General features: G+C 64.8%; 20 protein-coding genes. 6 read left to right on the top strand and 14 right to left on the bottom strand.

All coding sequences use genetic code 11. From position 1 onward, the window contains the following. Positions 1 to 3: 3 nt before the first annotated feature. The 7 genes from AB4074_RS07375 to AB4074_RS07345 all read right to left on the bottom strand — a co-directional run bounded on the left by AB4074_RS07375 (position 4) and on the right by AB4074_RS07345 (position 7,158). Positions 4 to 1,140 carry a Gfo/Idh/MocA family protein gene (locus tag AB4074_RS07375; protein WP_441412794.1) on the bottom strand — a complete coding sequence of 379 codons (1,137 nt, stop codon included), beginning with the start codon at positions 1,138 to 1,140 and terminating at the stop codon, positions 4 to 6. Further along, complete coding sequence (locus AB4074_RS07370) at positions 1,137 to 1,898, bottom strand: sugar phosphate isomerase/epimerase family protein (RefSeq protein ID WP_441412793.1); 762 nt, start codon at positions 1,896 to 1,898, stop codon at positions 1,137 to 1,139. The genes AB4074_RS07375 and AB4074_RS07370 overlap by 4 nt, the downstream gene beginning before the upstream one ends. A 48-nt stretch (positions 1,899 to 1,946) precedes the next feature. Next, positions 1,947 to 2,840 carry a carbohydrate ABC transporter permease gene (locus AB4074_RS07365; RefSeq protein WP_441412792.1) on the bottom strand — a complete coding sequence of 298 codons (894 nt, stop codon included), beginning with the start codon at positions 2,838 to 2,840 and terminating at the stop codon, positions 1,947 to 1,949. Then, complete coding sequence (locus tag AB4074_RS07360) at positions 2,840 to 3,802, bottom strand: carbohydrate ABC transporter permease (RefSeq protein ID WP_236814834.1); 963 nt, start codon at positions 3,800 to 3,802, stop codon at positions 2,840 to 2,842. Before AB4074_RS07360 ends, AB4074_RS07365 begins: the two co-directional genes overlap by 1 nt. 10 nt (positions 3,803 to 3,812) lie before the next feature. After that, on the bottom strand, positions 3,813 to 5,129 hold the full coding sequence (locus tag AB4074_RS07355; protein ID WP_441412791.1) for an ABC transporter substrate-binding protein: 1,317 nt from the start codon (positions 5,127 to 5,129) through the stop codon (positions 3,813 to 3,815). Between the two features lie 134 nt (positions 5,130 to 5,263). Next, entirely contained in the window at positions 5,264 to 6,064 is an 801-nt protein-coding gene (locus AB4074_RS07350; protein ID WP_441412790.1) for a hypothetical protein, read from the bottom strand. Then, the gene (locus AB4074_RS07345) at positions 6,061 to 7,158 is read right to left on the bottom strand and encodes a Gfo/Idh/MocA family protein (protein WP_441412789.1); all 1,098 of its coding nucleotides are present in this window, start codon (positions 7,156 to 7,158) and stop codon (positions 6,061 to 6,063) included. Before AB4074_RS07345 ends, AB4074_RS07350 begins: the two co-directional genes overlap by 4 nt. Before the next feature lie 186 nt (positions 7,159 to 7,344). On the opposite strand from AB4074_RS07345, the gene AB4074_RS07340 reads away from it, so the two are divergent. Together AB4074_RS07340 and AB4074_RS07335 are read left to right on the top strand one after the other, a co-directional pair. Next, positions 7,345 to 8,565, top strand: a complete 1,221-nt coding sequence (locus AB4074_RS07340) for an ROK family transcriptional regulator (RefSeq protein ID WP_441412788.1) — start codon at positions 7,345 to 7,347, stop codon at positions 8,563 to 8,565. 82 nt (positions 8,566 to 8,647) lie between these two features. After that, positions 8,648 to 9,844: an MFS transporter gene (locus AB4074_RS07335; protein ID WP_441412787.1), complete on the top strand. Its 1,197-nt coding sequence runs from the start codon at positions 8,648 to 8,650 to the stop codon at positions 9,842 to 9,844. A 211-nt stretch (positions 9,845 to 10,055) separates the two neighbouring features. Here AB4074_RS07335 and aceB read toward each other — a convergent pair whose 3' ends face one another. Next, positions 10,056 to 11,708, bottom strand: a complete 1,653-nt coding sequence (gene aceB / locus AB4074_RS07330) for a malate synthase A (protein WP_441412786.1) — start codon at positions 11,706 to 11,708, stop codon at positions 10,056 to 10,058. Positions 11,709 to 12,108: 400 nt separating this feature from the next. Next, a complete protein-coding gene (aceA, locus tag AB4074_RS07325; RefSeq protein WP_441412785.1) occupies positions 12,109 to 13,425 on the bottom strand; it encodes an isocitrate lyase in 1,317 nt (438 codons plus the stop codon). 155 nt (positions 13,426 to 13,580) lie between these two features. Between aceA and AB4074_RS07320 the strand changes: the two genes are divergently transcribed. Further along, positions 13,581 to 15,092 (top strand): helix-turn-helix domain-containing protein, encoded by a 1,512-nt coding sequence (locus AB4074_RS07320; RefSeq protein WP_441412784.1) that lies wholly within the window; start codon positions 13,581 to 13,583, stop codon positions 15,090 to 15,092. Between the two features lie 114 nt (positions 15,093 to 15,206). Here the strand turns inward: AB4074_RS07320 and AB4074_RS07315 are convergent, their stop codons facing one another. Genes AB4074_RS07315 through AB4074_RS07305 form a run of 3 tightly spaced genes read right to left on the bottom strand, consistent with a single transcriptional unit; the run spans position 15,207 to position 16,766 of the window. Further along, positions 15,207 to 15,797, bottom strand: a complete 591-nt coding sequence (locus AB4074_RS07315) for a dihydrofolate reductase family protein (RefSeq protein WP_441412783.1) — start codon at positions 15,795 to 15,797, stop codon at positions 15,207 to 15,209. A 38-nt stretch (positions 15,798 to 15,835) separates the two neighbouring features. Then, entirely contained in the window at positions 15,836 to 16,369 is a 534-nt protein-coding gene (locus AB4074_RS07310; protein WP_441412782.1) for a DUF6036 family nucleotidyltransferase, read from the bottom strand. 31 nt (positions 16,370 to 16,400) lie between these two features. Then, on the bottom strand, positions 16,401 to 16,766 hold the full coding sequence (locus AB4074_RS07305) for an iron chaperone (protein WP_441412781.1): 366 nt from the start codon (positions 16,764 to 16,766) through the stop codon (positions 16,401 to 16,403). A gap of 361 nt (positions 16,767 to 17,127) precedes the next feature. Here AB4074_RS07305 and AB4074_RS07300 point away from each other — a divergent pair, with 361 nt between their 5' ends. From AB4074_RS07300 to AB4074_RS07290, 3 genes are all read left to right on the top strand, one after another. Further along, positions 17,128 to 17,829, top strand: coding sequence for a queuosine precursor transporter (locus tag AB4074_RS07300; RefSeq protein ID WP_059388549.1), 702 nt, complete (start codon positions 17,128 to 17,130; stop codon positions 17,827 to 17,829). Between the two features lie 219 nt (positions 17,830 to 18,048). After that, positions 18,049 to 18,735: an ABC transporter ATP-binding protein gene (locus AB4074_RS07295; RefSeq protein WP_441412780.1), complete on the top strand. Its 687-nt coding sequence runs from the start codon at positions 18,049 to 18,051 to the stop codon at positions 18,733 to 18,735. 2 nt (positions 18,736 to 18,737) lie between these two features. After that, a complete protein-coding gene (locus AB4074_RS07290; RefSeq protein WP_441412894.1) occupies positions 18,738 to 20,276 on the top strand; it encodes a DUF6297 family protein in 1,539 nt (512 codons plus the stop codon). A 124-nt stretch (positions 20,277 to 20,400) separates the two neighbouring features. Here AB4074_RS07290 and tgt read toward each other — a convergent pair whose 3' ends face one another. Next, entirely contained in the window at positions 20,401 to 21,735 is a 1,335-nt protein-coding gene (gene tgt / locus AB4074_RS07285) for a tRNA guanosine(34) transglycosylase Tgt (RefSeq protein WP_441412893.1), read from the bottom strand. A gap of 51 nt (positions 21,736 to 21,786) precedes the next feature. Further along, on the bottom strand, positions 21,787 to 22,512 hold the full coding sequence (locus AB4074_RS07280) for an SRPBCC domain-containing protein (RefSeq protein WP_441412779.1): 726 nt from the start codon (positions 22,510 to 22,512) through the stop codon (positions 21,787 to 21,789). Between the last annotated feature and the right edge of the window lie 210 nt (positions 22,513 to 22,722).

Raw genomic sequence — 22,722 nt, 5'->3', positions numbered from 1 at the left:
TTCCTAGAGGGTGGCGGCCATCGGGTCCCAGTCCTCGGGGAGGGCCTGGGAGGTCACGGCGGAGCTGTCGACGCCTACAAAGGTGCCGGTTTCGGCGGACTCGGAAATGGAAACCAGGGTATCGACCACATGATAGGCGAGGGCTCCCTGGGCGCGGTGCGGAACACCGGCGCGCAGGGACCGGGCCATGTCCAGCACGCCCATACCGCGGCCGTTGGCCGGTCCCGTGGCGGGAATGATTTCGGCTTCCTCGGCTCCCGCGCGCCAAAGCTTGAGGTCGCCGTCGAAGTAGTTCGGATCCGGCAACTCCAGGGTGCCCTCGGTGCCGGTGATCTCCACGAAACCCATCCGCAGGCGGGGGGACTCGAAGCTGAAGACGCTGTGCGAGGAGGCGCCGCCCTCGAACTGGAGCATCGCGGAGACATGGGTGGGGACCTCGACGGGGAATTCCTCCCCTGCCTTGGGCCCGGAACCGACCACGCGGACGTCTTTGGCCTTGGACCCGACGGCGGCGACCTTGCGGACCGAACCGAAGGCCTGCACGAGCGCGGTGATGTAGTACGGGCCCATGTCGAAGAGCGGACCCGCGCCGTGGGCGAAGAGGAACGCCGGGTTCGGGTGCCAGGACTCCGGGCCGGGGGTCTGGAACATGGTCAGGGCGGTCAGCGGGGTGCCGATGTCACCGCGTTCGATGATCCGGCGGGCTGTCTGCAGCCCCGCGCCCAGGAAGGTGTCCGGTGCGCAGCCCAGGCGGATGCCGGCGGCGTCGGCCGTCTTCAATAGCGCCAGCCCGGATTCGCGGTCCAGGGAGAACGGCTTCTCGGTCCAGACGTGCTTGCCGGCGTTCACGGCAGCCGTTGCCACCTCGACGTGCGCGGCCGGGATGGTCAGGTTGACGATGATCTCGACGTCGGGATGGTTCAGGGCCGCGTCCACCCCGCCCCACCCGGGGACGCCGTATTCCTTGGCCCGTGCCTCCGCGGCTTCCTCGAACAGGTCGGCAATGACGTGGACCTTCAAGTCCGGGAAGACCGTCAGGTTGTCCAGGTAGGCCTTGCTGATGTTGCCCGCGCCGATGACGGCGACGCCCACGGGCCCCCGGCGGGTGGAAGGTGTGGTCTGGTGCGTTGCGGCGCTCATGCGTTCACTTCCTGTGCTCCTGCTGTTGCAGCGGAGTCCCGCAGGAATGCGAGGCTTTCGGCGATGCCTTCGAAGGTGTCTCCGGCGTAGTCGTCGAACTCCACGACGCCCACTTCCAGGGACTTGGCGGCGGCAACGACGTCGAGCACCGGAATGGTGCCCTGGCCCGCCGGCAGCTGGGCCTTCGTGTCTGTGGTGCCGGGGCCGTCCTTGATGTGGATGAACTTCACGCGGTCACCGAGGCGGGCGAGCAGTTCCACGGGGTTCTGGCCGCCGACGGATACCCAGTAGGTGTCCACTTCCAGGACCAGCTCCGGGTCAAGGAGGCCTTCGAAGTACTCCAGGGCTGTCTGTCCCTCGATGGTGGACTCAAGCTCCCAGGCATGGTTGTGGTAGCCGACGCGGATGCCGTATTCGGCGCCCTTCTTCGCGGCGGCGTTGAGCTTGGCCGCGGTCGCCTGGATGTCTTCGGCGTTCTGCCAGTGCTCGGCGGGCAGGTACGGGTCGATGACCGTGCTGATGCCCAGTTCTTTGGCGGCCGCGAAGATCTCGTCCTGGTCCTGGCTCAGCAGCGGCGCGTGACCGGATGGGGCCTGGAGCCCGTTCTCCTTCAACGCAGCGCCGAGTTCCTTGGCCGTGGCCACGAAATTGTAGGGTTCAACCTGCGTGTAACCGATCTCGGCAACGCGTCTGATGGTGCCCGGCAGGTCTTCCTGCATGGCATTGCGCAGGGTGTACAGCTGGATGGAGTAAGACATGGTTTTCCTTTGCGTTGTCAGTTGCGTGAAAAGTTCGGGTACCGGCTGTTAGCGGCCGGCGAGGGATCCGCCGATGCCGCCGACGCTGAAGTACTTGTTCAGGGTGGCGAAGACGATGATCGGCGGGAGCATCATGATGACCGCGAGGGCCATGACGCCGGACCAGTCGGTCTGGTTTTGCTGGAAGAACGACTGGACGCCCATGGGGAGGGTGAAGATTTCGTTAGAGCGCAGGAACACGATCGCTACGAGGTAGTCGTTCCAGGCCAGGAGGAAGGCGAAGATGGCCGTGGACAGGATGCCGGGCAGGGAGTTGCGCAGCACCACCTTCGTGAACGATCCGAAGACCGAGCAGCCGTCGATCCAGGATGCTTCCTCGAGGCTGACCGGGATGGAGTCGAAGTAGGCCGCCATCATCCAGGTGGCGACTGTCATTGTCGAGCCGACGTAGATGATGATCAGTCCCATGAGGTTGTCCACGAGCCCCAGGTTTGCGAACAGGATGAACAGCGGCACCACGGACGTGATGATCGGCAGAGACTGCATGACGAACAGCAGCAGGGAGTAGCCGGAGACGGCCCTGGATCGGCCGCGTGAGAGGACATAGCCGGCAGGTGCGGCCACGGCGACGGCGACGATCACGGTGCTGACGGTGGTAATGAGGCTGTTCTTGAGCCAGGTGGCGGCCAGGGTCTCGGAGAAGACGTTGCTGAGGTTCTCAAAAGTGAGGCCGGTGGCGGTGCTGTTGGGCCCCGGGGTCAGGGCCAGGACCACGGTGACCATGATGGGGACCAGGACGATGGCGGTGATGGCCAGGATCAGGACGAACCGCCACCAGCGGCCGCGGATGCCTGCTTCGGAGAGGACGCGGCGGGATTTCTCGGGTCCCGCGACACCGAGCGCGGGTCCGGATTCGGGGTGGGCGTGGAGTACTGCGCTCATTATTCGACGCTCGACTTTCGGATCTGGCGGTACAGGAAGACCGACACTACGACGAGGGTGAGGGTCATGAGGAAGGCGATGGCAACGCCGGGACCGGTCTGGAAGTCCTGGAAGACCGTGCGGTAGGCCAGGACCACGAGGGAGGTAGTAGCGTCAACGGGGCCGCCGCCGGTAAGGAGGTAGATCGTGGGGAAGTCGTTGACGCAGAAGATCGTCATCAGGATCCAGCTGATGTAGGTGGAGCGGGCGATCAGCGGCAGGGTGATCTGGGTGAACTGCTGCCATTTGCTGGCACCGTCCATGCTGGCGGCTTCATAGACGGTTGTGTCTACCGAGGCCAGTGCTGCCGAAATCATCATCATCATGAAAGGGAAGCTGACCCAGACCTTGAACACCATGACCATGACCGCGGCCAAGTGGGGGTCCGCCAGGAACAGCGGCGTGCCCAGTCCGAGGTTCCGGAAGATGGAGGGGATCAGGCTGTCCGGAGTCGCGACGAGCCAGTTCCAGGCCGTCGAGGAGACCACGATCGGAACCACCCAGGGAAGCAGGAGCAGGACCTTGAAGGTCCCGCCCGCCGGGATTTTGGTGCGCAGCAGCAGTGCCAGGCCCAAGCCAACCAGCCAGGAGCCGAAGACGCCGACGATAGTGAACCACAGGGTGAACTGGGCGGCCTTCCAGAAAGCCGGGGAGGTCAGGACATGGCCGAAGTTGTCGACTCCGACGAAGTTGCCGGTGTCGATCAGGGAGCCGTCGTGGGTGGCCTGGACGCCGGCATAGACCAGCGGGTAGCCGTGGATCAGGACGAGCAGGATGACCGAGGGCAGCAGGAGCCAGAAGAACGTCCGCTTGGTCTGCCCCGAAAGTTTGCTCTTGCGGTTCAGGGACCCGCCGCCGGACCCGCCGGGAGCGAGCCCCCGGCGGGCCCGGGCGAGGCCGGACTGTGTTGTGGTGGTTGACATGGCGACGGCTTTACTTCTTCATGACGGACTCGAGGCCGGTCTTGAAGGCCGTGAGCGCCGTCTTGGCGTCGGTCTTGCCGGTCAGGATGGTCTGGGTGAACTGGTTGAGTGCCTGGCCACCGTCGAGGACAGCGAGGTTGGCATTGAGCGAGGTTCCCTGCGCGGCGAAGGTCTTGGCGATGGGCTGCCATTCCTTGACGATCTTGACGTTGTTGGCGTCGCTCGTGAATTCGGGCATCTCCGTGATGGATTTGAAAACCGGCAGGGCGTTCATGAGCTTCTGGCGCCACAGCTCCTTGAGCTGTCCCATGTAGTAGGTCAGGAAGGCCTCGGAGGATTCCTGGGACGGGGTGTTCTTGTACATCATGATGTTGTTCGGGAAAACGAGTCCGTGCTTGTCGCCGTGCGGGCCTGCAATCGGGCTGGCCACCATGATGTCGCCGGAGGTGTCGCCGACGCGAGCCGGCACGCCCAGGACGTACGGGCCGAAGGCGGCTTTCTTGTCCTTCCACTGCGCGTTGAGGTTGTCCGTGGTGTAGCTGACTGCAGCAGGGTCGATGATGCCGTTGGAGACCAGTTCCAGAAGGTACTCCGTGGCTTCGACATTGCGGTCGTTCATGACGTCCAGCTGGCCGTCCTTGGTGAAGACGCCACCGCCGTTGTTGACCATCATCATGATCATCGAGTGGTTGCCGATGTTGTTGCCGGCGCCGGACCCGGTGGCGAAGCCGAAGGCGCCGATCTTCTTCAGTGCCTTGCCTGCGTCAAGCAGGGAGGCCCAGTCGGTGGGCAGCGCGACGCCGGCCTGGTCGAAGAGGGACTTGCGGTACCAGAAGACGCGCATGTCCAGCTGCCACGGAACGGCGACGTAGCCCTTGTCGGACTTGAACGGGTCCAGCACGCCGGGCAGGAAGTCGTCGAACTGGCCGTTCTTCTTGAGCGCGTCGATGACCTTGTCCGCGTACGCGATCTGACCCTGCTGGTCGAACTGGAAGGCCTGGAAACCGCCACCGGTGGACACCGCGGGACCGGTCTTGGACGCAATGGCCGAGGAGAAGGTCTGGTAGAAGTTGTTCCACTGAATGATCTGGTAACCGGCCTTGCTGTTGCTGCCAGCCGGGACATAGGACTCGGTGATCTTCTTCGCGGCATCGTTATAGGCCGGGGTGGCCCACGGCATGTCCCAGAACTTGATGGCGCCGCCAGCGGAGCTCGAGCTGGAACCGCCTCCGCAGGCTGCGAGCAGGGGGACAGCCGCTGCCGCCGCCGTGAGGCCGAGGAAACCCCTGCGGGAGAAATTGCGGCTGGCTTCGGACTGAACATTCATGATGATTCCTTTCGGGACCGCTGCGTGGTCTTCGCGTTCGGTGCGGTCCGGCTCGTCGTCGAGAAGGCTAATGATTGCTTTTGGTGCTGTTTTGCTCGATGGTGCTGGTTGCGTAGTTGAGGAGAAGTGCGGGTTCAGGTCAGGTGCGCTATGGATTCCGTCAGCCGCGCAAAGCCAGCCAGATCGGAGGTGAGAGTACCGGCGTCGAGGTGTTCCTTGAGGCGGCGCCAGGTGGTGCGGTGGGCGGATTCGTAAAGAGTGGGCAGGAGGATTTCTCCTTGGGGCCCGGTGGCCCGGACTTCCGCTGGCCAGGCAGCAAGCGGTTCCGGGACCGCGATGCTGACACCGCCGTCGTCGGTGTAGAGGCGGAAGTCGACGCCGGCGGGCCGGGAGTTGCTCAGTACGCCCTGGATCGAAACCGGAGCGCCGTTGGCGAGGCGCCCGGAAACCGCGTAGCCGTGCGTGCCGCGGCGGAGGACGCGAAGCGCGTCCAGCTGACCGGTGACGCGTACAACAGCGGCGAGATGCTCGGTCAGCAGCCGTTCCGGATCCGTGCCTGCCGCGGCCGTCGCGACCGTGTCCAGCATGGCGGCACGGCCTGCTACCGAGCGGACGGCGTCTTCTGCTCCGGCGAGACCGGGATTGGAGGCCCAGCGCTGGTCCAGGACAACCGCGACGCCGGCTGCCCCAACGGCGTTGAGCAGGGCGGCGGTGCTTTCCGGAACCGGGTTGACGACGACGATGCCCGACGCGCCGCCGGCGATCGCCTTGACTGCCTCAGTAGTCCAGCCAGGAGCGCCGTCGATCGCGGATACCCGTGCGGCCTCCCCGGCTGCCACCGGGCCGAAGCTCGCCGGAAGCGAAGCGACCGCGAGTGCCACGGCGCCGCTCTCTTCTGCCTGCGGGGTGGCAGTGACCGTGTACTGGGGGCTCATGAGCGGGCTCCTGCATGGCTGTTTGCGTGCTCGGCCGCGGCGATGTCCACTGTGGCGTCGGCGATCGCTATCGCGAAGGTGAGGTCATTGATGAGGCTTTCGGCGGACGGCGGTTGCTTGGTTCCGAGGGCCAGTTGGGCGAGTTCGCGCCATTCACCCTCATAGCCGTTGTGCTCGAACGGTCCGTACGTTGTGCTTGTGGTGCCGCGGGTGATGGTTGCGACGGCGGAACCCGCCTGCACGTAGGAAGGAGTGAAGTCCACGCGAAGGGCTGCGTCGTCCGAGATCGCCTCGAAGGCCCATTCCGGTTTCCACGTCTTGTTCATCGCTGCCCTGAGCTCGATAATCCGGTCACCGGCTCGCAGGGAGATCACATACCCGAAGGGGCGTACGTGGCGTGCCTGCAGCACCTCGAGGTCTTCGAAATCCGGGGTGAAGCGGCGGACGAGGGGAAGGTCGTGGATGGCGAGTCCCATGATGCCGCCGCGGAGGGCGTTCTTGATGACCTCGACGTCGCTGTAGTCAGGGGTACAGCCTGCGGGCCGGGTGATGATTTCGGTGGCGAAGTCTTCGAAGCGGGCGTTGGGCGGAAGGACGATGGAGGAACGGATGGTGTGGACGTTCTCGGGGAGATCGTCCCAATTGGCTTCGGCTGCGAGCCAGCCTGGATCGAAAGTGTGCATGGCGCCCACGATGATCGGCACGCCGGTTTCCTCGCTGACCGCCGAAATCCGGGCCGCTTCCTCGCCGCTCATGGCGAAGGGCTTTTCGCAGAGGACGGCTTTCTTTCCTGCACGGCATGCGGCGATGACCTGGTCCGCGTGGAACTGGTGGGGGCTGCAGATGGCCACGATGTCGACGTCGGGATCGCCCAGGAGCGCGTCCATGCTGGTGCTGTAGTTGGCGCCGACGCGGGCTGCGACCGATTCGGCGACAGCGGCGTCGACGTCCATGATGTGGCGGACTTCCAGGATATTCCGGAGCCGGGCGAGGGAAGGAAGGTGGATTGCTTGGGTGACCGGGCCGGCGCCAAGGATGCCGACACCGAGGGGCTGTGGTGATCCTAAAGGTGTTGCCTGTGACTGGCTGGACAAGATCAGTTACCTCTTCGTAAACGGAGTCTCTGAGTGTCAGCGTGGCTTTGTGGGCTACGTGACCCTTCTCACAACTGACTGAGAACAACATATGCCGACTTTTGACGATGAGCAAGCAAAAGTTGAAAATCAGTCGACAATCTTTTGCTGCGTGACACCCATAAGCAATCGTGCTATCACTGATGCATGACCTCAGCACCCGGAAAAGACCCCGGCAAGGACGGCGCCGTACAGGACGCCGGGAGCCTTTCGCGTGCAGGAGATCTGTTTCAGCTTCTTCGCGACGGCCAGGCACGGACCCGGGCCGAACTCGCCCTCACTACCGGACTGGCCCGTTCCACGGTCGCCTCGCGCATCGACGCCCTCATGAATTCGGGACTGGTGGGCCCTGCCGGTGAGGCGAGTTCCAGTGGCGGCAGGCCGCCGTCGCGCTTTGCCTTTAACCCTGCGGCCCGGGTTGTCTTGGCAGTCGACGTCGGAGCGACGCACGTGATCGTCGCGGTCACCGATCTCGGCGGAACAGTCCTGGCCGAGCGGCGCCTCGCGCAGGAAGTCGCAGACGGTCCCGACGTGGTGCTCGGCAGGGTGGTGGCGGCAGGGCGGGAGCTTCTCGCCGAAGCCGACCGCAACCTTGAAGACCTAGCCGGGATCGGCATCGGACTGCCCGGCCCCGTGGAACACGACACCGGCAGGCCGATCAAACCGCCGATCATGCCTGGCTGGGACGGATTCGATGTAGTCCGTTACATGCAGCGCTCACTGCCCGTTCCCGTCCTGGTGGACAACGACGTCAACATCATGGCCCTGGGCGAACGCACGGCGTATTGGCCGGACCACGACAATTTGCTCTTCATCAAAATCGCCACGGGCATCGGCGCGGGCATCATCAGCAGCGGTGAACTGCAGCGCGGCGCCAACGGCACTGCCGGGGACCTCGGCCATGTCCGGGTTCCCCGCGGCGACGACGTCCTGTGCCGATGCGGGAACTACGGCTGCCTCGAGGCACTCGCCTCCGGACCCGCCGTCGCGCGCCAGCTTCAAGCCCAAGGCCTGGCGGCTACCAACGGCGGCGACGTGCTGCGGCTTGTAGCAGAGGGGAACCTCCAGGCCATCCAGGCACTCCGGCAGGCGGGACGCGACGTCGGCGATGTCCTGGCAACCGTGGTCAACCTGCTTAACCCCTCCATGATTGTCATCGGCGGCAGCGTGGGGGAGGCCGGCGAGCACCTCGTGGCCGGCATCCGCGAAGTTGTCTACCGGCGCTCCCTTCCCTTGGCCACCTCGCATCTGCGCATCGGCATCTCGATGGCGGGCGACCAGGCCGCGATCCTCGGTGCGAGCCAGATGGTCACCCAACACGTTTTGTCCCCGGCCGTGATTGAAGCCACGCTCCAAGCAACGGGATGACGGGCCACTATGGCGTTCGGCCGCGGCATGCCGTGATAGCAATGAAGGTGATGCCTACTTTCCCTGCCCTTCACTGCGCCCCATGACCGGCCAATTCCTCGCCAAGGTCCCGCGAGGCTGGCTGATCCTCGCCTGCATCGGCCTCATCGCCCTCAACATGCGAGGACCGTTCGTCGCGGTGGCGCCGGTGGTGGATTCCCTGAAACGGGATCTTGGATTCTCTCCCGTGGAACTCGGGCTGCTGACGGGGATTCCCGTGCTCTGCTTCTCGCTCGCCGCGCCCTTGGCCTCAATGGCCGGACGCCGGTTCGGCGCCGAGTTCGCGGTGATGCTCACGCTGGTTGGTGTCCTGGCCGGCGTCGTGATCCGCTCCAGCGGCGGAGGTGTTCCGGTCATGCTGGGCACCGTCCTCATCGGCCTCGCCATCACCATCGGCAACATCGCAGTGCCGCTCATCATCCGCCGGGACTTCGCGCCGCGCCGCCAGGCAACCGCGATGGGTGTGTACACGGCGGCGCTGAACATCGGGTCCTTCCTGACTTCGGTGGCCACTGCCCCGCTCGCCGAACTCGTAGGCTGGCGGCTTGCCCTCGCGGCGAGTGCCCTACTGGCCTTGGCGGCCATCATGTTCTGGATCCCTACTGTCGGTGCCCGCAGTGCGTTCGTTCCGGCTGCGGTGCCGGCCGCTAGCGGCTCGCGAGCCGCCGGCGCCTCCGGGGTTGGCTGGCTGACGGTTGGCCTGACGCTCGGCTTCGCCGGCCAGGCGTTTTCGTACTACGGCGTGACGGCGTGGCTCCCAAGCTTCCTGGCCGATGAGCTTGGCATGGGTACAGCGCAAGCCGGCGCGGGATCGTCGCTCTTCCAGATTTTCGCGATTGTGGGTGGCCTCGGTGTACCGCTGCTCGCCCGTTTCGCGAGTACGACGGCGGTGGCGGCCACCTTGGGTGCCTTGTGGCTCACGGTGCCCCTGGGTTTGTTGTTGGCCCCGGGCTGGTGGTGGCTGTGGTCGTCCCTCGGTGGAGTAGCGCAGGGTGGCGGCATCACGGTCATCTTCATCGCCATCATCAAGTTCGCCCGCGACCAAGCCTCGGCAGGCAAGATGTCCGCCGTCGTGCAAGGGGTGGGTTACTGCTTCGCGGCCCTGGCGCCAACCATCATCGGCTACGTGCACGGCATCTCCGGCAGCTGGACCGTGCCGCTCCTAGTGATCCTTGGCTCGGTCGCCGCGTTCTGCGTCTGCACCACCCTCTCGGTGCGCTGGGTGGCCCGGCAACGCTAGGTGCGCTGCGCCGGTAGGCGAGTCCCGCCGTCGTCCCTTAACCCCGCGCGAACTGGCAGCAGATGCCCCTTCCGGAGCGTTTTGAGGTCATCTGCTGCCAGCTCGCGCGTGTGAGTGAAGGGTTCCGTCGCTGGGCTGCCTCCCCGGCCATCGGGGTCACTTGTTGCGAAGAGTGCAGGCAGCCCAGCGGCGGGGGCTTTTATCTACGGGTTCAGGCGGCCACGAGTTCTTCCTTGGTCGCTTCCTCGCGGGCTTCCGTGAGGTACCGGGCGTAGGCCGGGATGGTCAGGAAGGTGGGGAACTCCTCGGCCAGGGTGACTTCTTCGAAGATGCTGCGGGCATCGTTGAAGCGGTCGTCGTCGAAGCGTTCCAGGCGCGCGAACTCTTCGTCCAGGAGGTCGTTGATCCACTCGCGGGTGATAACTTCACCGGTGTCCGTGATGGCGTGGGAGTAGATCCACTGCCACAGCTGCGAACGGGAGATCTCCGCCGTTGCCGCGTCTTCCATGAGGTTGTGGATGGCCACGGCGCCGTTGCCGCGCAGCCAGGACTCGATGTAGCGGATGCCCACTTCGATGTTGTTCCGGATGCCGGTCTCGGTGATGGTTCCCTCGGTGGAGGCGACGTCGATCAGCGCACGGTCGTCCGGGGTGACATCCTCGCGCGAGCGGTCCAGTTGGTTCGGACGCTCGCCGAGTACGCCGTCGAACACTTCGCGGCACACCGGAACCAGGTCCGGGTGCGCGACCCAGGAACCGTCGAAGCCGTCGCCGGCCTCGCGGGTCTTGTCCGCGCGGACCTTCTCGAACGCTGCCGTGTTGGCGGCCTCGTCCTTGCGGTTGGGAACGGCCGCGGCCATGCCGCCGATCGCCATGGCACCGCGGCGGTGGCAGGCCCGGACCAGCTGCTCGGTGTAGGAGCGCATGAACGGGGCGGTCATGGACACCTGGGCGCGGTCCGGCAACACGAAGCGGGGGCCGCGGGTGCGGAAGTTCTTGATCACGGAGAAGATGTAGTCCCAGCGGCCGGCGTTCAGGCCCGAGGCGTGATCGCGCAGCTCGTAGAGGATCTCCTCCATTTCGAATGCCGCGGTGATGGTCTCGATCAGCACCGTGGCGCGGATGGTGCCCTGCGGGATGCCGAGCAGGTCCTGGGCCAGGATGAAGATGTCGTTCCAGAGGCGCGCCTCGAGGCGGTTCTCGATCTTGGGCAGGTAGAAGTACGGGCCCTTGCCCTGGGCCAGCAGGCGGCGGGCGTTGTGGAAGAAGAACAAACCGAAGTCGACCACGCCACCGGCAACGGGCTTCCCGTCGATGAGCATGTGCTTCTCGGGCAGGTGCCAGCCGCGGGGCCGCACAACGATGGTCGGCAGCTCCTCGGCGGCACGGAGCTTGTATTCCTTGCCTTCCGGTGAGGTGAAGTCGATCCGGCGTTCCAGGGCGTCCGTGAGGTTCAGCTGGCCCTGGACGACGTTGCGCCAGGTGGGGGTGGAGGAGTCTTCCATGTCCGCGAGCCACACCTTGGCGCCGGAGTTCAATGCGTTGATGGTCATCTTCCTGTCAACCGGCCCGGTGATCTCCACACGGCGGTCTTCCAGGCCCGGCGCCGGGGGAGCGACCCGCCAGTTCGGATCATTCCGGATGTCCGCCGTCTCCGGGAGGAACCGCGGATCCTGTCCGCTCGCGATCTGGCCGCGGCGGGCGTGCCGCGCCTGCATCAGCTCCTGGCGGCGCTCCGCCGTCGCGCGGTGCAGGGTTGCCACGAACTCGAGGGCGTCCGGGGTAAGAACCTCGTTCTGCCGGTGGATGGGCTGGGCGGTCAGCGTGATGCCGTTGATCGTGTAATTGTCAGTGAAGCTGTTCATTTCAATCTCTCCTCAGAGAAGCAAATGTTCGACGGCGGGTGCTGGGCTGGGTGCGTGGCTGGGTCCGTGTGACCCGGTCCGGCCTTCGGACCGGCATTGCTCTGCCTGCTATTCCCCGTTTCCGGGTCCGACCTCGCTGAGCGAGGACGGACCCGGAAACGGGGCCCCTTTTACGCAGGCTGCCGCAATACCGGACTCTTCGGCCCGGTGCGCCAGTCGCCAAGAGCCGCAAGGCCGGCGAAGGTGATCCGGAAGCGTGCGTAAAAGGGGCCCTGTCCCAGTCCTCGGCCGAGCTTTGCGAGGCCATAGGACGGGGATGGGGAAGAGCACGCGGAGGATTGCCTTTGTCGGCCCCACCGCAGGCTGGAAGTGGGGCAGGCCCGCCGTCGAACGGGAAGTTTTAGTGGAACTGGCCTTCTTCGGTGGATCCCACCAGGGCCAGGGTTGATGCGTTCGGGTTGAGCGCAGTTGCGATGTCGTCGAAGTAGCCGGTGCCGACTTCGCGCTGGTGCTTGGTTGCGGTGTAGCCGCGGGACTCGGAGGCGAATTCCTTTTCCTGGAGTTCGACGTAGGCGCTCATGCCTTCGCGGGCGTAGCCGTGGGCGAGGTCGAACATCGAGTAGTTCAGGGCGTGGAAGCCGGCCAGGGTAATGAACTGGAAGGTGAAGCCCATGGCGCCGAGTTCGCGCTGGAACTTCGCGATGGTGGCGTCGTCCAGGTGCTTGCGCCAGTTGAACGACGGCGAGCAGTTGTAGGAGAGCATCTGATCCGGGAACTCGGCCTTGACGGACTCGGCGAACTTGCGGGCGAGCTCGAGGTCCGGGGTGCCCGTTTCCATCCAGATGAGGTCCGAATACGGGGCGTATGCCTTGGCGCGGGCGATGCAGGGTTCGATGCCGTTGCGGACCTTGTAGAAGCCCTCCGCCGTGCGTTCGCCGGTGATGAATTCCTGGTCGCGCTCGTCGACGTCGGAGGTGATCAGAGTGGCTGCCTCGGCGTCAGTGCGGGCGATGATCACCGAAGGGGTGCCCGCGACGTCGGCCGCGAGGCGGGCGGCGTTCAGGGTCCGGACGTGCTGCTGGGTGGGGATGAGCACCTTGCCGCCGAGGTGGCCGCACTTCTTCTCGGAAGCGAGCTGGTCTTCCCAGTGCACTCCCGAGGCGCCGGCCTGGATCATGGATTTCATGAGTTCGTAGGCGTTCAGCGGGCCACCGAAACCGGCTTCGGCGTCGGCGACGATCGGGACCAGCCAGTCCTCGACGGTCTGGATGCCCTCGGAGAATTCGATCTGGTCGGCGCGGAGCAGGGCGTTGTTGATGCGGCGGACCACGGTGGGGACCGAGTTCGCCGGATACAGCGACTGGTCCGGGTAGGTGTGGCCGGAATTGTTGGCGTCGGCGGCGACCTGCCAACCGGAAAGGTAGATCGCCCGCAGCCCGGCTTTGACCTGCTGGACGGCCTGGTTACCGGTCAGGGCACCGAGGGCGTTGGTGTACTTGCCTTCCTTGTGCTCTTCCGTGAGTTGCTTCCACAACTTCTCGGAGCCGCGCCTGGCCAGGGTGTGTTCTTCGGAGACGCGGCCGCGAAGGCGGACGACGTCGGTGGCCGAGTAATCGCGGGTGACGCCTTCCCAACGCGGGTTGGCAGCCCATTCGAGCTCCAGTGCGGCGGCCTGCTGAGCGGAGGTGGGCTGCTCTGGTTCAAATGCTGCGGTCATTGTCTGTCTCCTTTGACGCTACTTTGGCGTGTTGCTGTGTATGTAGCCCCGGCCGGTCTTCGCTGCGCCTTTGCAGTTCAGGCCGGCCGGGGTTTCCGTAGTTCTTACTTTTCAGCACTTCCAAGGGGCTTGCTAGATAAAAAGCATGGAAAGAAATGCACTTCTTCGCGTATCCTCAAGAAATGTCACCTGTGAGCTGGAACCGCGAAGTAACGCCGCCGTCGTCGTCCGCCTCTGACCCCGAACTGGACGTCATCAGCCTCGGCCGCCGCGTGCGGTATCTGCGCAAGCAGGCCGGACTGACCCTCGACGACGTGAGCGCCGCCGTCGGGACCGCCCCCAGCCAGCTGAGCCTCATCGAGAACGGTAAGCGGGAACCCAAACTGGGCTTGTTGAAGCAGCTTGCCGCGGCCCTGAATGTCGGCATCGAACAGTTGCTCGGATCGGAACCCCCCAGCCGCCGCGCGGCCCTGGAAATCGAGCTGGAACGGTACCAGCGCGGGCCCTTGTATGAGTCGCTGAACCTGCCGAAAATCCGCGTCAGCTCGCGGCTTCCGCTGGATGTACTGGAGTCGCAAGTGGGCCTCCTGCAGGAGCTTGAGCGTAGGCTCAACGAGCAGGTCGCGACGCCGGAAGAGGCCCGCCGCGCGAACGGTGAACTGCGTGCCATGATGCGCGAGCGCGGCAACTATTTTCCGGAGTACGAAGCCGAAGCGCAGAAGGTCCTCAAAGGGGTTGGGTACACGACGGGTCCGTTGAGCCAGCACGTCATTGCAGACATCGCGGACCACCTCGGATTCACGCTGCACCACGTGGGCGACCTGCCCCATTCCACCCGTTCGGTGACCGATCTTAAGAATCACCGAATTTATCTCACGCAGAGCCAGCGGCAGGACCACGATCCCCGTTCGGTCCTCCTGCAGGCCCTGGGCCACTACGTGCTCGGCCACGAAACGCCCAAGAACTACGGCGACTTCCTTGCGCAGCGCGTCGCGACCAACTACTTCGCCGCGGCGCTCCTCCTGCCCGAACACGCCACCCTGGAGTTCCTCCAAAAGGCGAAAGCCGCCAAGGAGATCGCGGTCGAGGACATCCGCGACGCCTTTGCCGTCTCCTACGAAACCGCGGCGCACCGCTTCACCAACCTCGCCACGAAACACCTGGGCATCACGACGCACTTCCAGAAGACCCACCAGAGCGGCATCATCTACAAGGCCTACGAGAACGACGGCGTGGCCTTCCCCCAGGACCATACCGGCGCCATCGAAGGCCAACCGGCGTGCAAAGCGTGGACTTCGCGTGCCGTGTTCGACGTTCCGGACAAGTTCAGCGCCTACAGCCAGTACACCGACACCGTCTCCGGCACGTATTGGTGCACGGCCCGCACCGAGCGCTCGGCGGCGGGGGAGTTTTCGCTCAGCATCGGCGTGCCGTACCAGCACGTGAAGTGGTTCCGCGGAAGGGAGACGACGGCGCGGGCTACTTCGACGTGTCCGGACCCGAACTGCTGCAAGCGCCCGCCAGCGTCGTTGGCTTCATCCTGGGCAGGCAACGCCTGGCCGTCCGCCCGCGCCCACTCGCACCTCCTGGCCGCCATGCCTCCTGGTGCGTTCCCCGGCGTCGACGAGACCGAGGTGTACGCATTTCTGGAGGCGCACTCGGGGTAGTTTCGTGCGAGGCGTGTCACGCTACGCAACTTTTGGATTCCCGCAGCTTGGACAGCCCCGGAATTCCGCGGCTTGGCCAACCGCACGGACCCAAAAACCTGCCCTGCGTGACGCCTACTTGAGGACCGGGTAGCTCAAGTGCGTGACGCCGACACCCTCGACGACGGTCGGGTTGCCCAAAGTGACCGGCGCGTTCTCAACGCGATCGAACAGCCGGATACCGGATCCGAGCAGCAGCGGAACCAGGTCGACGCGGATCTCGTCGAGTAGGCCGGCGTCGAGGCACTGCCGAATGGTGTCCGGCCCGTGCATGACGACGATTTTGTCGCCGGCCGCGGCCTTTGCCTGCGCGACAGCGCTTTCCAGCCCGTCGGTGACGAAATGGACGGCGGAGTCGGAACGGGGCCACCCCTCGGGCATCCGATGAGTCACGACGTACGCGGGCACGCCGAACGGGTGCTGGCCGCCCCAGGCGTCGGCCCGGTCGGAGGTGCGTCTCCCGGTGAGCATCGCGCCCACATCGCCTATTAGGGCACGCAGGTATTGGGCACTCGCTTCAGAAACATGGAATGTGAAACCCGGGTTGAAGGTAGGGACGTCGACGTCGCCTGCGAAGTACCAGTCGAAGACCTCGTCGACGCCGTCCTCGAGATCCGCCACATAGCCGTCGAGGGACATCGACATGAACGCCACCACCTTGGTCATTACCTTGCTCCTTCGGTTTCGGACGGGTTTGGGCCGGGTCAGACGGACATGGCCCAAGACAAAGCCGCAGCGCGGCGAGGCTCGGAGGGGTCTATCAGCCTGATTCTGTCGACGAGCCGGACGCAGTCGATGAGGGATGACTCGATGAGTGCCAGAACGAACGCGTGGTCCTTGGGGCGTGCCGCAATGAGCTTCGCCGCGCAGAGATCGTAGGGATCCAGGCAGAGCCCCGTGCTGTTCCGGGTCCGCTCATTGCGCACACCGACAAGGCGGTACTCCCAGTCCTCCGGGAGCACAGCAGTCTCCCTTTCGGCTGCCTGGACATAGAACCCGAACTCCTTGTGGAAGGGTGACCACTCACCAAGGGCGGAGTCGATGCTGTCAGCAAGTGTGCCGGCGTCGTCGTCGGAAAACGGGGCGATGTCGACGGCATCCGACATGGTGATCGACGCAGGCAACTGGTCCTCCGTGAAGGATCCCAGAATTGACTGGCTGCCGATCACGATCACCCGGTCGCCGTGGATGATATCCGTAGCGGCCCGGATGGCGTGCTCGAGCTCATCGCGGCGCATGGCTGTACCGTACCCCCGCACCGGCCGATTGTCAGTAGCCGCCACGCTGCCGCTCGCGCTCAGCCAGCAGCGTTGCTACTTTTTCGATGAGCTCATACGGCATCGGCTTCCCTAGGGGGAACTTCAATGTGCCCTTGGCCGCCCGGAATGGGGCGATTTCCCGCTCGAAGTCCTCGTCGCCGACGGGCACTGGATAGACGGAAATGTGGTGCTTCCACGCCGCGAAATACACCACATAGTGGCCGTCGAGCGTGATGGTGGGGATACCGTAACTGATCCTGTCCCCGGCTCCGGGCACCGCTGCCAGGGCCCGCCGTCGGATCTCCTGAAGGATGGGTCGAACCTCGTCTGGACGCGACGCGATGTACTCGTCCACCGTGTCAAAGTGCTCCGCCATGCGCGTCCCTCGTTCCGTTCCGTATCCCGCCGGTCAGCCCGTCTTGGACCAAGCTTGCCCTAGCCCGCGCCGCCCCGCTAGAGGGGGTCGAACGGGTCCGGGGCGACTCCGACGCCCGCTCACTTATATCGGGTTTTGGCCCGACGCTCGCTCGCTTATGTCGGGTTTTGGCCCGACGCTCGCTCGCTTGGGGTGACGAGCGTCGTGGGCGGTGGCGAGTTTGCCTGACAATTCTCGATTCCTCGATGCGAGAATAGGGGAGGCTACGCAGTTTTGCTGGCGGGGCCACCACCAGTGCTAATACAGCGGGGCGCCGTGCTAACTCCGGTCGTCTGCGCGAACCACTATGAACGGACAAGCGATGACGTCAGCACCAGAATCCCAGACCCTGAGTAAACCCGCGCCGCGCTTCGCGTCGATAGGCTCCCCGTACTTTGGCATCATGCTCGCATGCATGGCCGTCGTGCTGATCCTGTCCAACATCGGCGCTGCCAAAGGCGTCGTCTTCGGTCCGATCATCACCGACGGCGGATTCTTCCTCTTCCCGCTTGCGTACATTCTCGGCGATGTGATGAGCGAGATTTATGGATTCAAAGTTGCCCGCAAAGCGATCATCACCTCGTTCGCACTGTCAGCATTCGCATCGCTCTGCTACTGGATCATCATCGCGCTGCCCGGTTTCAATGACGATTACGGCAACGCCAAGCAGGCTGCCATCGAAGGCGCACTGGGACCGGTTCCCCAGATCGTCCTTGCTTCCCTTCTCGCGTTCCTGGCCGGCCAGACCATCAACTCCCTGATCCTGGTCAAGATGAAAGCCCGTTCGGGTGAGAGAACCCTCTGGGCTCGGCTCATGGGTTCGTCCGGGGTGGGCGAATTCGTGGACACGCTCATCTTCTGCAGCATCGCGGCCTCGGTCATTGGCATCACGGACTTCGGAAGCTTCGTCAACTATGTCCTGGTTGGCTTCGTATATAAGGTTGGCGTCCAATACATCCTCGTTCCCGTGACGTCGTTGGTCATCGGCTGGATCAAGAAGCGAGAGCCCAGCTACTGGGCCTGAGCAGGAAATCGGGCCCGGGACGCCATATATGTGAGCGGGCGTCGGCCGAGGACGCCATATAGGTGAGCGGGCGTCGGCCGAGGACGCCATATATGTGAGCGGGCGTCGGGCCCGGGACGCCATATATGTGAGCGGGCGTTGGGTCGGGACGGGGTATATGCGAGCGGGCATTGGCCGTCGGCTCAGGGGAACCGCAGGGAAGTCCGGTAGTTTCAGAGGATGAAGCTGGGAATCGCCGTGCTCACGGCCGAGAATCTTGTTGCAGGCTATGGCGAGCATGCAGTGTGCGGGCCGCTCGACGTCGAGGTTTTCTCCGGGCAAGTGCTCGGGATGGTGGGCGAAAACGGTGCCGGCAAGTCCACTCTGTTGCGGACGATGATAGGCGCGCAGGCCGCCATTGAGGGCGATGCCCACGTTCTTGGCTTGATGCCGGACGACCGCTCGGCCCTCTTTCGCAGCAAGGTCTCGGTCCTGCTGGACGAGGATGCCTACTTTGATTCACTCACGGTCCGCGAGCACCTTTCCTTGGTGGCCCGGGGGCATGGCCTCGCCAACCCCGATCCTGCCGTGGAGGGAGAGATCGACTTCTTCGAGCTCCAAACGGTGGCGGATGCGTTTCCCGATCAGCTTTCCTCGGGACAGCGCCGCAAGCTCCTGCTGGCCTCGGCATTCATCCGCCCCTTCGAGCTGCTGGTCCTGGACGAACCGGAGCAGCGGCTCGATACCCGCATGCGCGGCCTGCTCGCGCAGCGGATCGCCAGAACTGCCAAGAAGAGTGCCGCCGTCGTCATGGTCACTCACGATGCGGACGTCGCCCAGACCGCGTGTACCAGAGCGGTAATAGTCGACGACGGCGGGGCGCGCGTGGTTAGCACCGACGAGGCTGTGGCGAGGATCCGCAGGTGAGCATGTCCACTGATGCCGTAGCGCAGCCGGAGTTCGTGGACTTCGACCCCGAGAGTGCCACGCGCAAGGTCATTCGCCCGCGCGGTCAGTCCTTGCTTTCCAGGCTCAACGAGCTGTACATCCAGTTCCTGACGTTCGGCGTCGGCCTGATCTACGCGACAGGCCTCCTCAACGGGCTCACTGCCGCAGCGGAGCATGGCTTCGGCGGTCACCTGATTTCGGCTAGCTACGGTGTCATCTCTGTTGAATACGGCCTAGTGGCCGGGTTCGGGCTCTTGGGCCTCGCGGCCTATTGGGTGGCGGGCAGGCTCGGGCCACTGGCCATCACGGCGAATCAGCGGCACTGGTGGTACTCACTGGCTATCGACCGCGAGCCGCTTCTAGCCCGAGGCTTGCGCCGCGCAGTCTGGGCTGCCGCCGTCGTCGGGGCCCTCGCCACCATTCCGGTGGCAGTCCTCAGCGGCTCGAACGCGGTGGTATTCGCCGGGCGGGTCCTGGCAGGGGCACTGACCGGTGCGGCTATTCTCGCGCTGGCCGCGTTTGCCCAGACCCGCTTGGCAGCGCCGGCCCGGCCCCAGAGACCGGCCCAGAGGCCGGCGCGGCCGCAAGGCCGGGCAACCTCGTGGCTGTTGGCTGCCGCTTCGGCCGCAATCGGAGCAATGCTTTTCGGGACGCTGCAAGGAAACTGGATCTTCGCCGTCGCCCCTGCAATCGCTTTGATTGCCGCGGCGCTCGGCATGCGCAACAAGCTCTCCAGCGTCCGCACGACATCGCTGCTCAAGGCAGGGTCCGCCAGGGGACATGTCCAGGCTGCGCTGACGCTAATGGACACGGGGGAGCTCAGTGCCTCGCTGTCCAGCGGCGGCAAACGGAGCCGGGTGAAGCTCCGGGGGACGCCGCGCACGGCAGCGGGCGCGCTCTTCCACGCGGAGGCAACCGTGCTCGCCCGGCAGCCCGGCCGGCTGTGGCGCTGGGGGCTGGGTCTCGCCGTCGTTCCCTTGACCGGGCTGGTCCGGACGTTCGATTCACCTATCATCCTGCTTCCTGTGCTGCTTGCCGCGGCGATCTTCTCTTCCACCGCGGCGGCCGGGCCGCTTTGGCAATTGCGCATGGCTCCCAGCCTCGATGCCCTCCTCCCCATTTCCAGGACGGCCTCGCGCTGGGTCCACGTCGCGCTGCCGGTCATGCTGATGGGGTTGTGGACGACGGCGGCTGCCGGATTCTTCGTGCTGGCTGGCGGCTTCCGGGTGGAGCTTCTCGTCCTGGGCGCGGCGGCGGGCGGTGGTTTGGGCGCGGGGATGCTGCGACGAGCCTTTCGCCAGCAGGAAGACCTGACCAAACTGGTGTACCTGATGCAGCTTGGACGGAGCGGACCCGCCATGCTCGGAACCAGGATCCGAGGCTACGTACTGTGCCTCTTCGCCCTGGTGCCTTTGGCTTTGGGCATGCTGTTCAACGCCCCAGAAGTGCTGGTGGTGCCCGCCGTCGTGCTCAATGCGGTTCTCCTGGTGATCGGCGTGACGACGGCGGACCGCCCCTGAGGGGCTCCCGGCGCGAGTTCGCCGGAACGGTGCCGGCTCGCCGGAGAGTTTCGGCGAACCGGCACCGTTCCAGCGATCTCGACGTCGGGAGGCGACGGCGAGCGCGGCGGGAAGCGACCGAGAGCTACGAGTAGTACCGCCCCAGGGTCTCGGCCTTGAACTCGAAGAAATCCCCGGATTCGATCGCCAGACGGGCATCGTCCACCATCTTCACCACGAAGCGCTCGTTGTGGATAGAGATCAGCGTGTGCGAAACCATCTCATGCGCCTTGTACAGGTGGTGGATGTACGCCCGCGAATAGTTTGCGCAGGTGTAGCAGTCGCAACCATCCTGCAAGGGTCCGAAATCCGATTTGTAGCGTGCCCCGGAGAGGTTGTACCGACCGGACAGGGTGTAAAAGGCCGAGTTGCGGGCCACTCGGGTGGGGGAGACGCAATCGAAGGTGTCGGCGCCGTTTTCGATGGCTGTGAAGATGTCATCCGGCTCGGAGATGCCAAGGAGATGCCGTGGCTTGTTCTCGGGAAGTTCCTCGTTGCACCAACGCACAATGGTGCCGAGGTTCTCCTTCTCCAAGGCACCGCCGATGCCGAAACCATCGAAGGGCATCCCGCCAAGATCCCGGCAGGCCTTGCGGCGGAGGTCCTCGTACTGCGCACCCTGGATGACGCCGAATAGGGCTTGGTAGGGTTTGCCCACCCGGGAAGCCGTCAGCCGCTCATGCTCCACGACGCAGCGCTCGGCCCAGCGACGCGTCCGCTCCAGGGATTCCTCCTGGTAGGCACGGGAGTTCTGCAGTGTGGTCAGCTCGTCGAAGGCGAACATGATGTCGGCGCCGATCTGGTGCTGCACCCGCATGGAGATCTCCGGGGAGAAACGGTGCCGGTCCCCGTTCAAGTGCGACTTGAACCAGACGCCGTCCTCGTCCACGTGGGCCAGCCGCTCCTTGCCCGGGGCCACAGCGTCGTCAGGCCCGGACGCATCCACGGAGGTCATGTCGATGACCTTCTTGAACCCCGAGCCGAGGCTCATCACCTGGAATCCACCAGAGTCCGTGAACGTCGGCCCGTCCCAGTTCATGAACGCGCCGAGACCTCCGGCCGCGTCCAGAATCTCCGGTCCAGGCTGCAGATATAGGTGGTAGGCGTTGGCCAGCAAAGCCTGCGCGCCGAGCTCCTTCATGGATTCGGGCAGCACGGCTTTGACCGTGGCTTTGGTCCCGACGGCGATGAATGCGGGCGTCTGGATCTGGCCGTGCGGTGTGGTGATGGTTCCGGTGCGGCCCAGGAACTCCCCGCGCTTGCCGCCGCCGTGCCAGCTGCCGCCGTCGGCGTTCAAAAGGCCCGACGACGGCGGGCGCGTTTCGCTGAGCCACGCACCTACCTCGAAGGAAAATGCGGACTGACGGGCAGCCCCGAGCGCGGAAGGATCGGACTTGGAGTGAGACCCGGAAGCAGGCAGTGAAGAATCGGCTGGCACCGTTACAGTCTGCCAGCCCCGGAGCGTGAATCGTCAGTGCGAATGCACCTCTGTGGGGTAGTTCTCAGCCTTCCAGCCGTCCCAGTGGGAGCGGATCGAGTCCAGGCTGGCCGCGCCCAGGTCGTAGGTCGAAGCGATCACGATAGTGCCGCCGTCGGGCCTCTTCTCCGGAATCACCGGCTGGTCAGCCACAATCAGCAGCCCGTCCCCGTGTTCCGCATAACCGTGCACGGTGAGGCCCACCTGGTGGTTGCTCCGGAACCAGACCTTGCCGGAAAGGGCCTCGCCCGTGGGGAGCGTGAGCGAGTATTCCTCCCCGGGAGCCGGGACGTCGGCCAGGCCAAGTTTCTGGATTCCGGAGCCGCTACCGCCGGGCAGGGAGACAAAATGCGTACGCCGGTGCCCGTGTGGATGGCGTTCCAGGGCGAATCGGAGCTGGTGCAGGAAGGTCAGCCAGCCTTGGGTGATGTCCTCGTCCCACGCTGCCCATTCGGAATCGTGGTCCAAGGCGGCCCGCGTCACGCGGACTTCGGTGCCTCCGCTGACCGGGGTGAGTTCGAAGACGTCCCCGCCGTTCACCGTGAGGCTTGTGTGGTCAGGCCCCTCGACCACGGCGGTGCTGAAGTAGATCTGGTTGATTTCGTCGCCAAGCTCATCGGCCTCCCAGCCGTGCCATTGAGCCACGAGCGACGGTTCGCGCAGCGAAGTCCAAACTTGCTGCGCGTCGGCATTAACAACAACGCTCAGATTGTTCGTCATGGCCCGAATCTACCGCCGTTGGAGCGAACGCGACAGGTCTTGCGGAATCCTCCGATAGCGCCTAAGCCTTGATCCACCGATGATGATCGAGACGCGGGCGGCGGTTTAAACCGAGAATGCCCGTCTTTTCGAGGAAAATGGAGCTTGTCTAGAGCACATTGACCACCGAAAAGAGAGGCATCTCGTAGATGAAAGTTTCCCACAAGCCTG

The sequence above is a fragment of the Arthrobacter sp. 2MCAF14 genome (assembly GCF_052115645.1).
Classification (GTDB): Bacteria; Actinomycetota; Actinomycetes; order Actinomycetales; family Micrococcaceae; genus Arthrobacter.
Note: the sequence above shows the minus strand (reverse complement) of the source record. Positions and strands in the feature narration are given on the sequence as shown.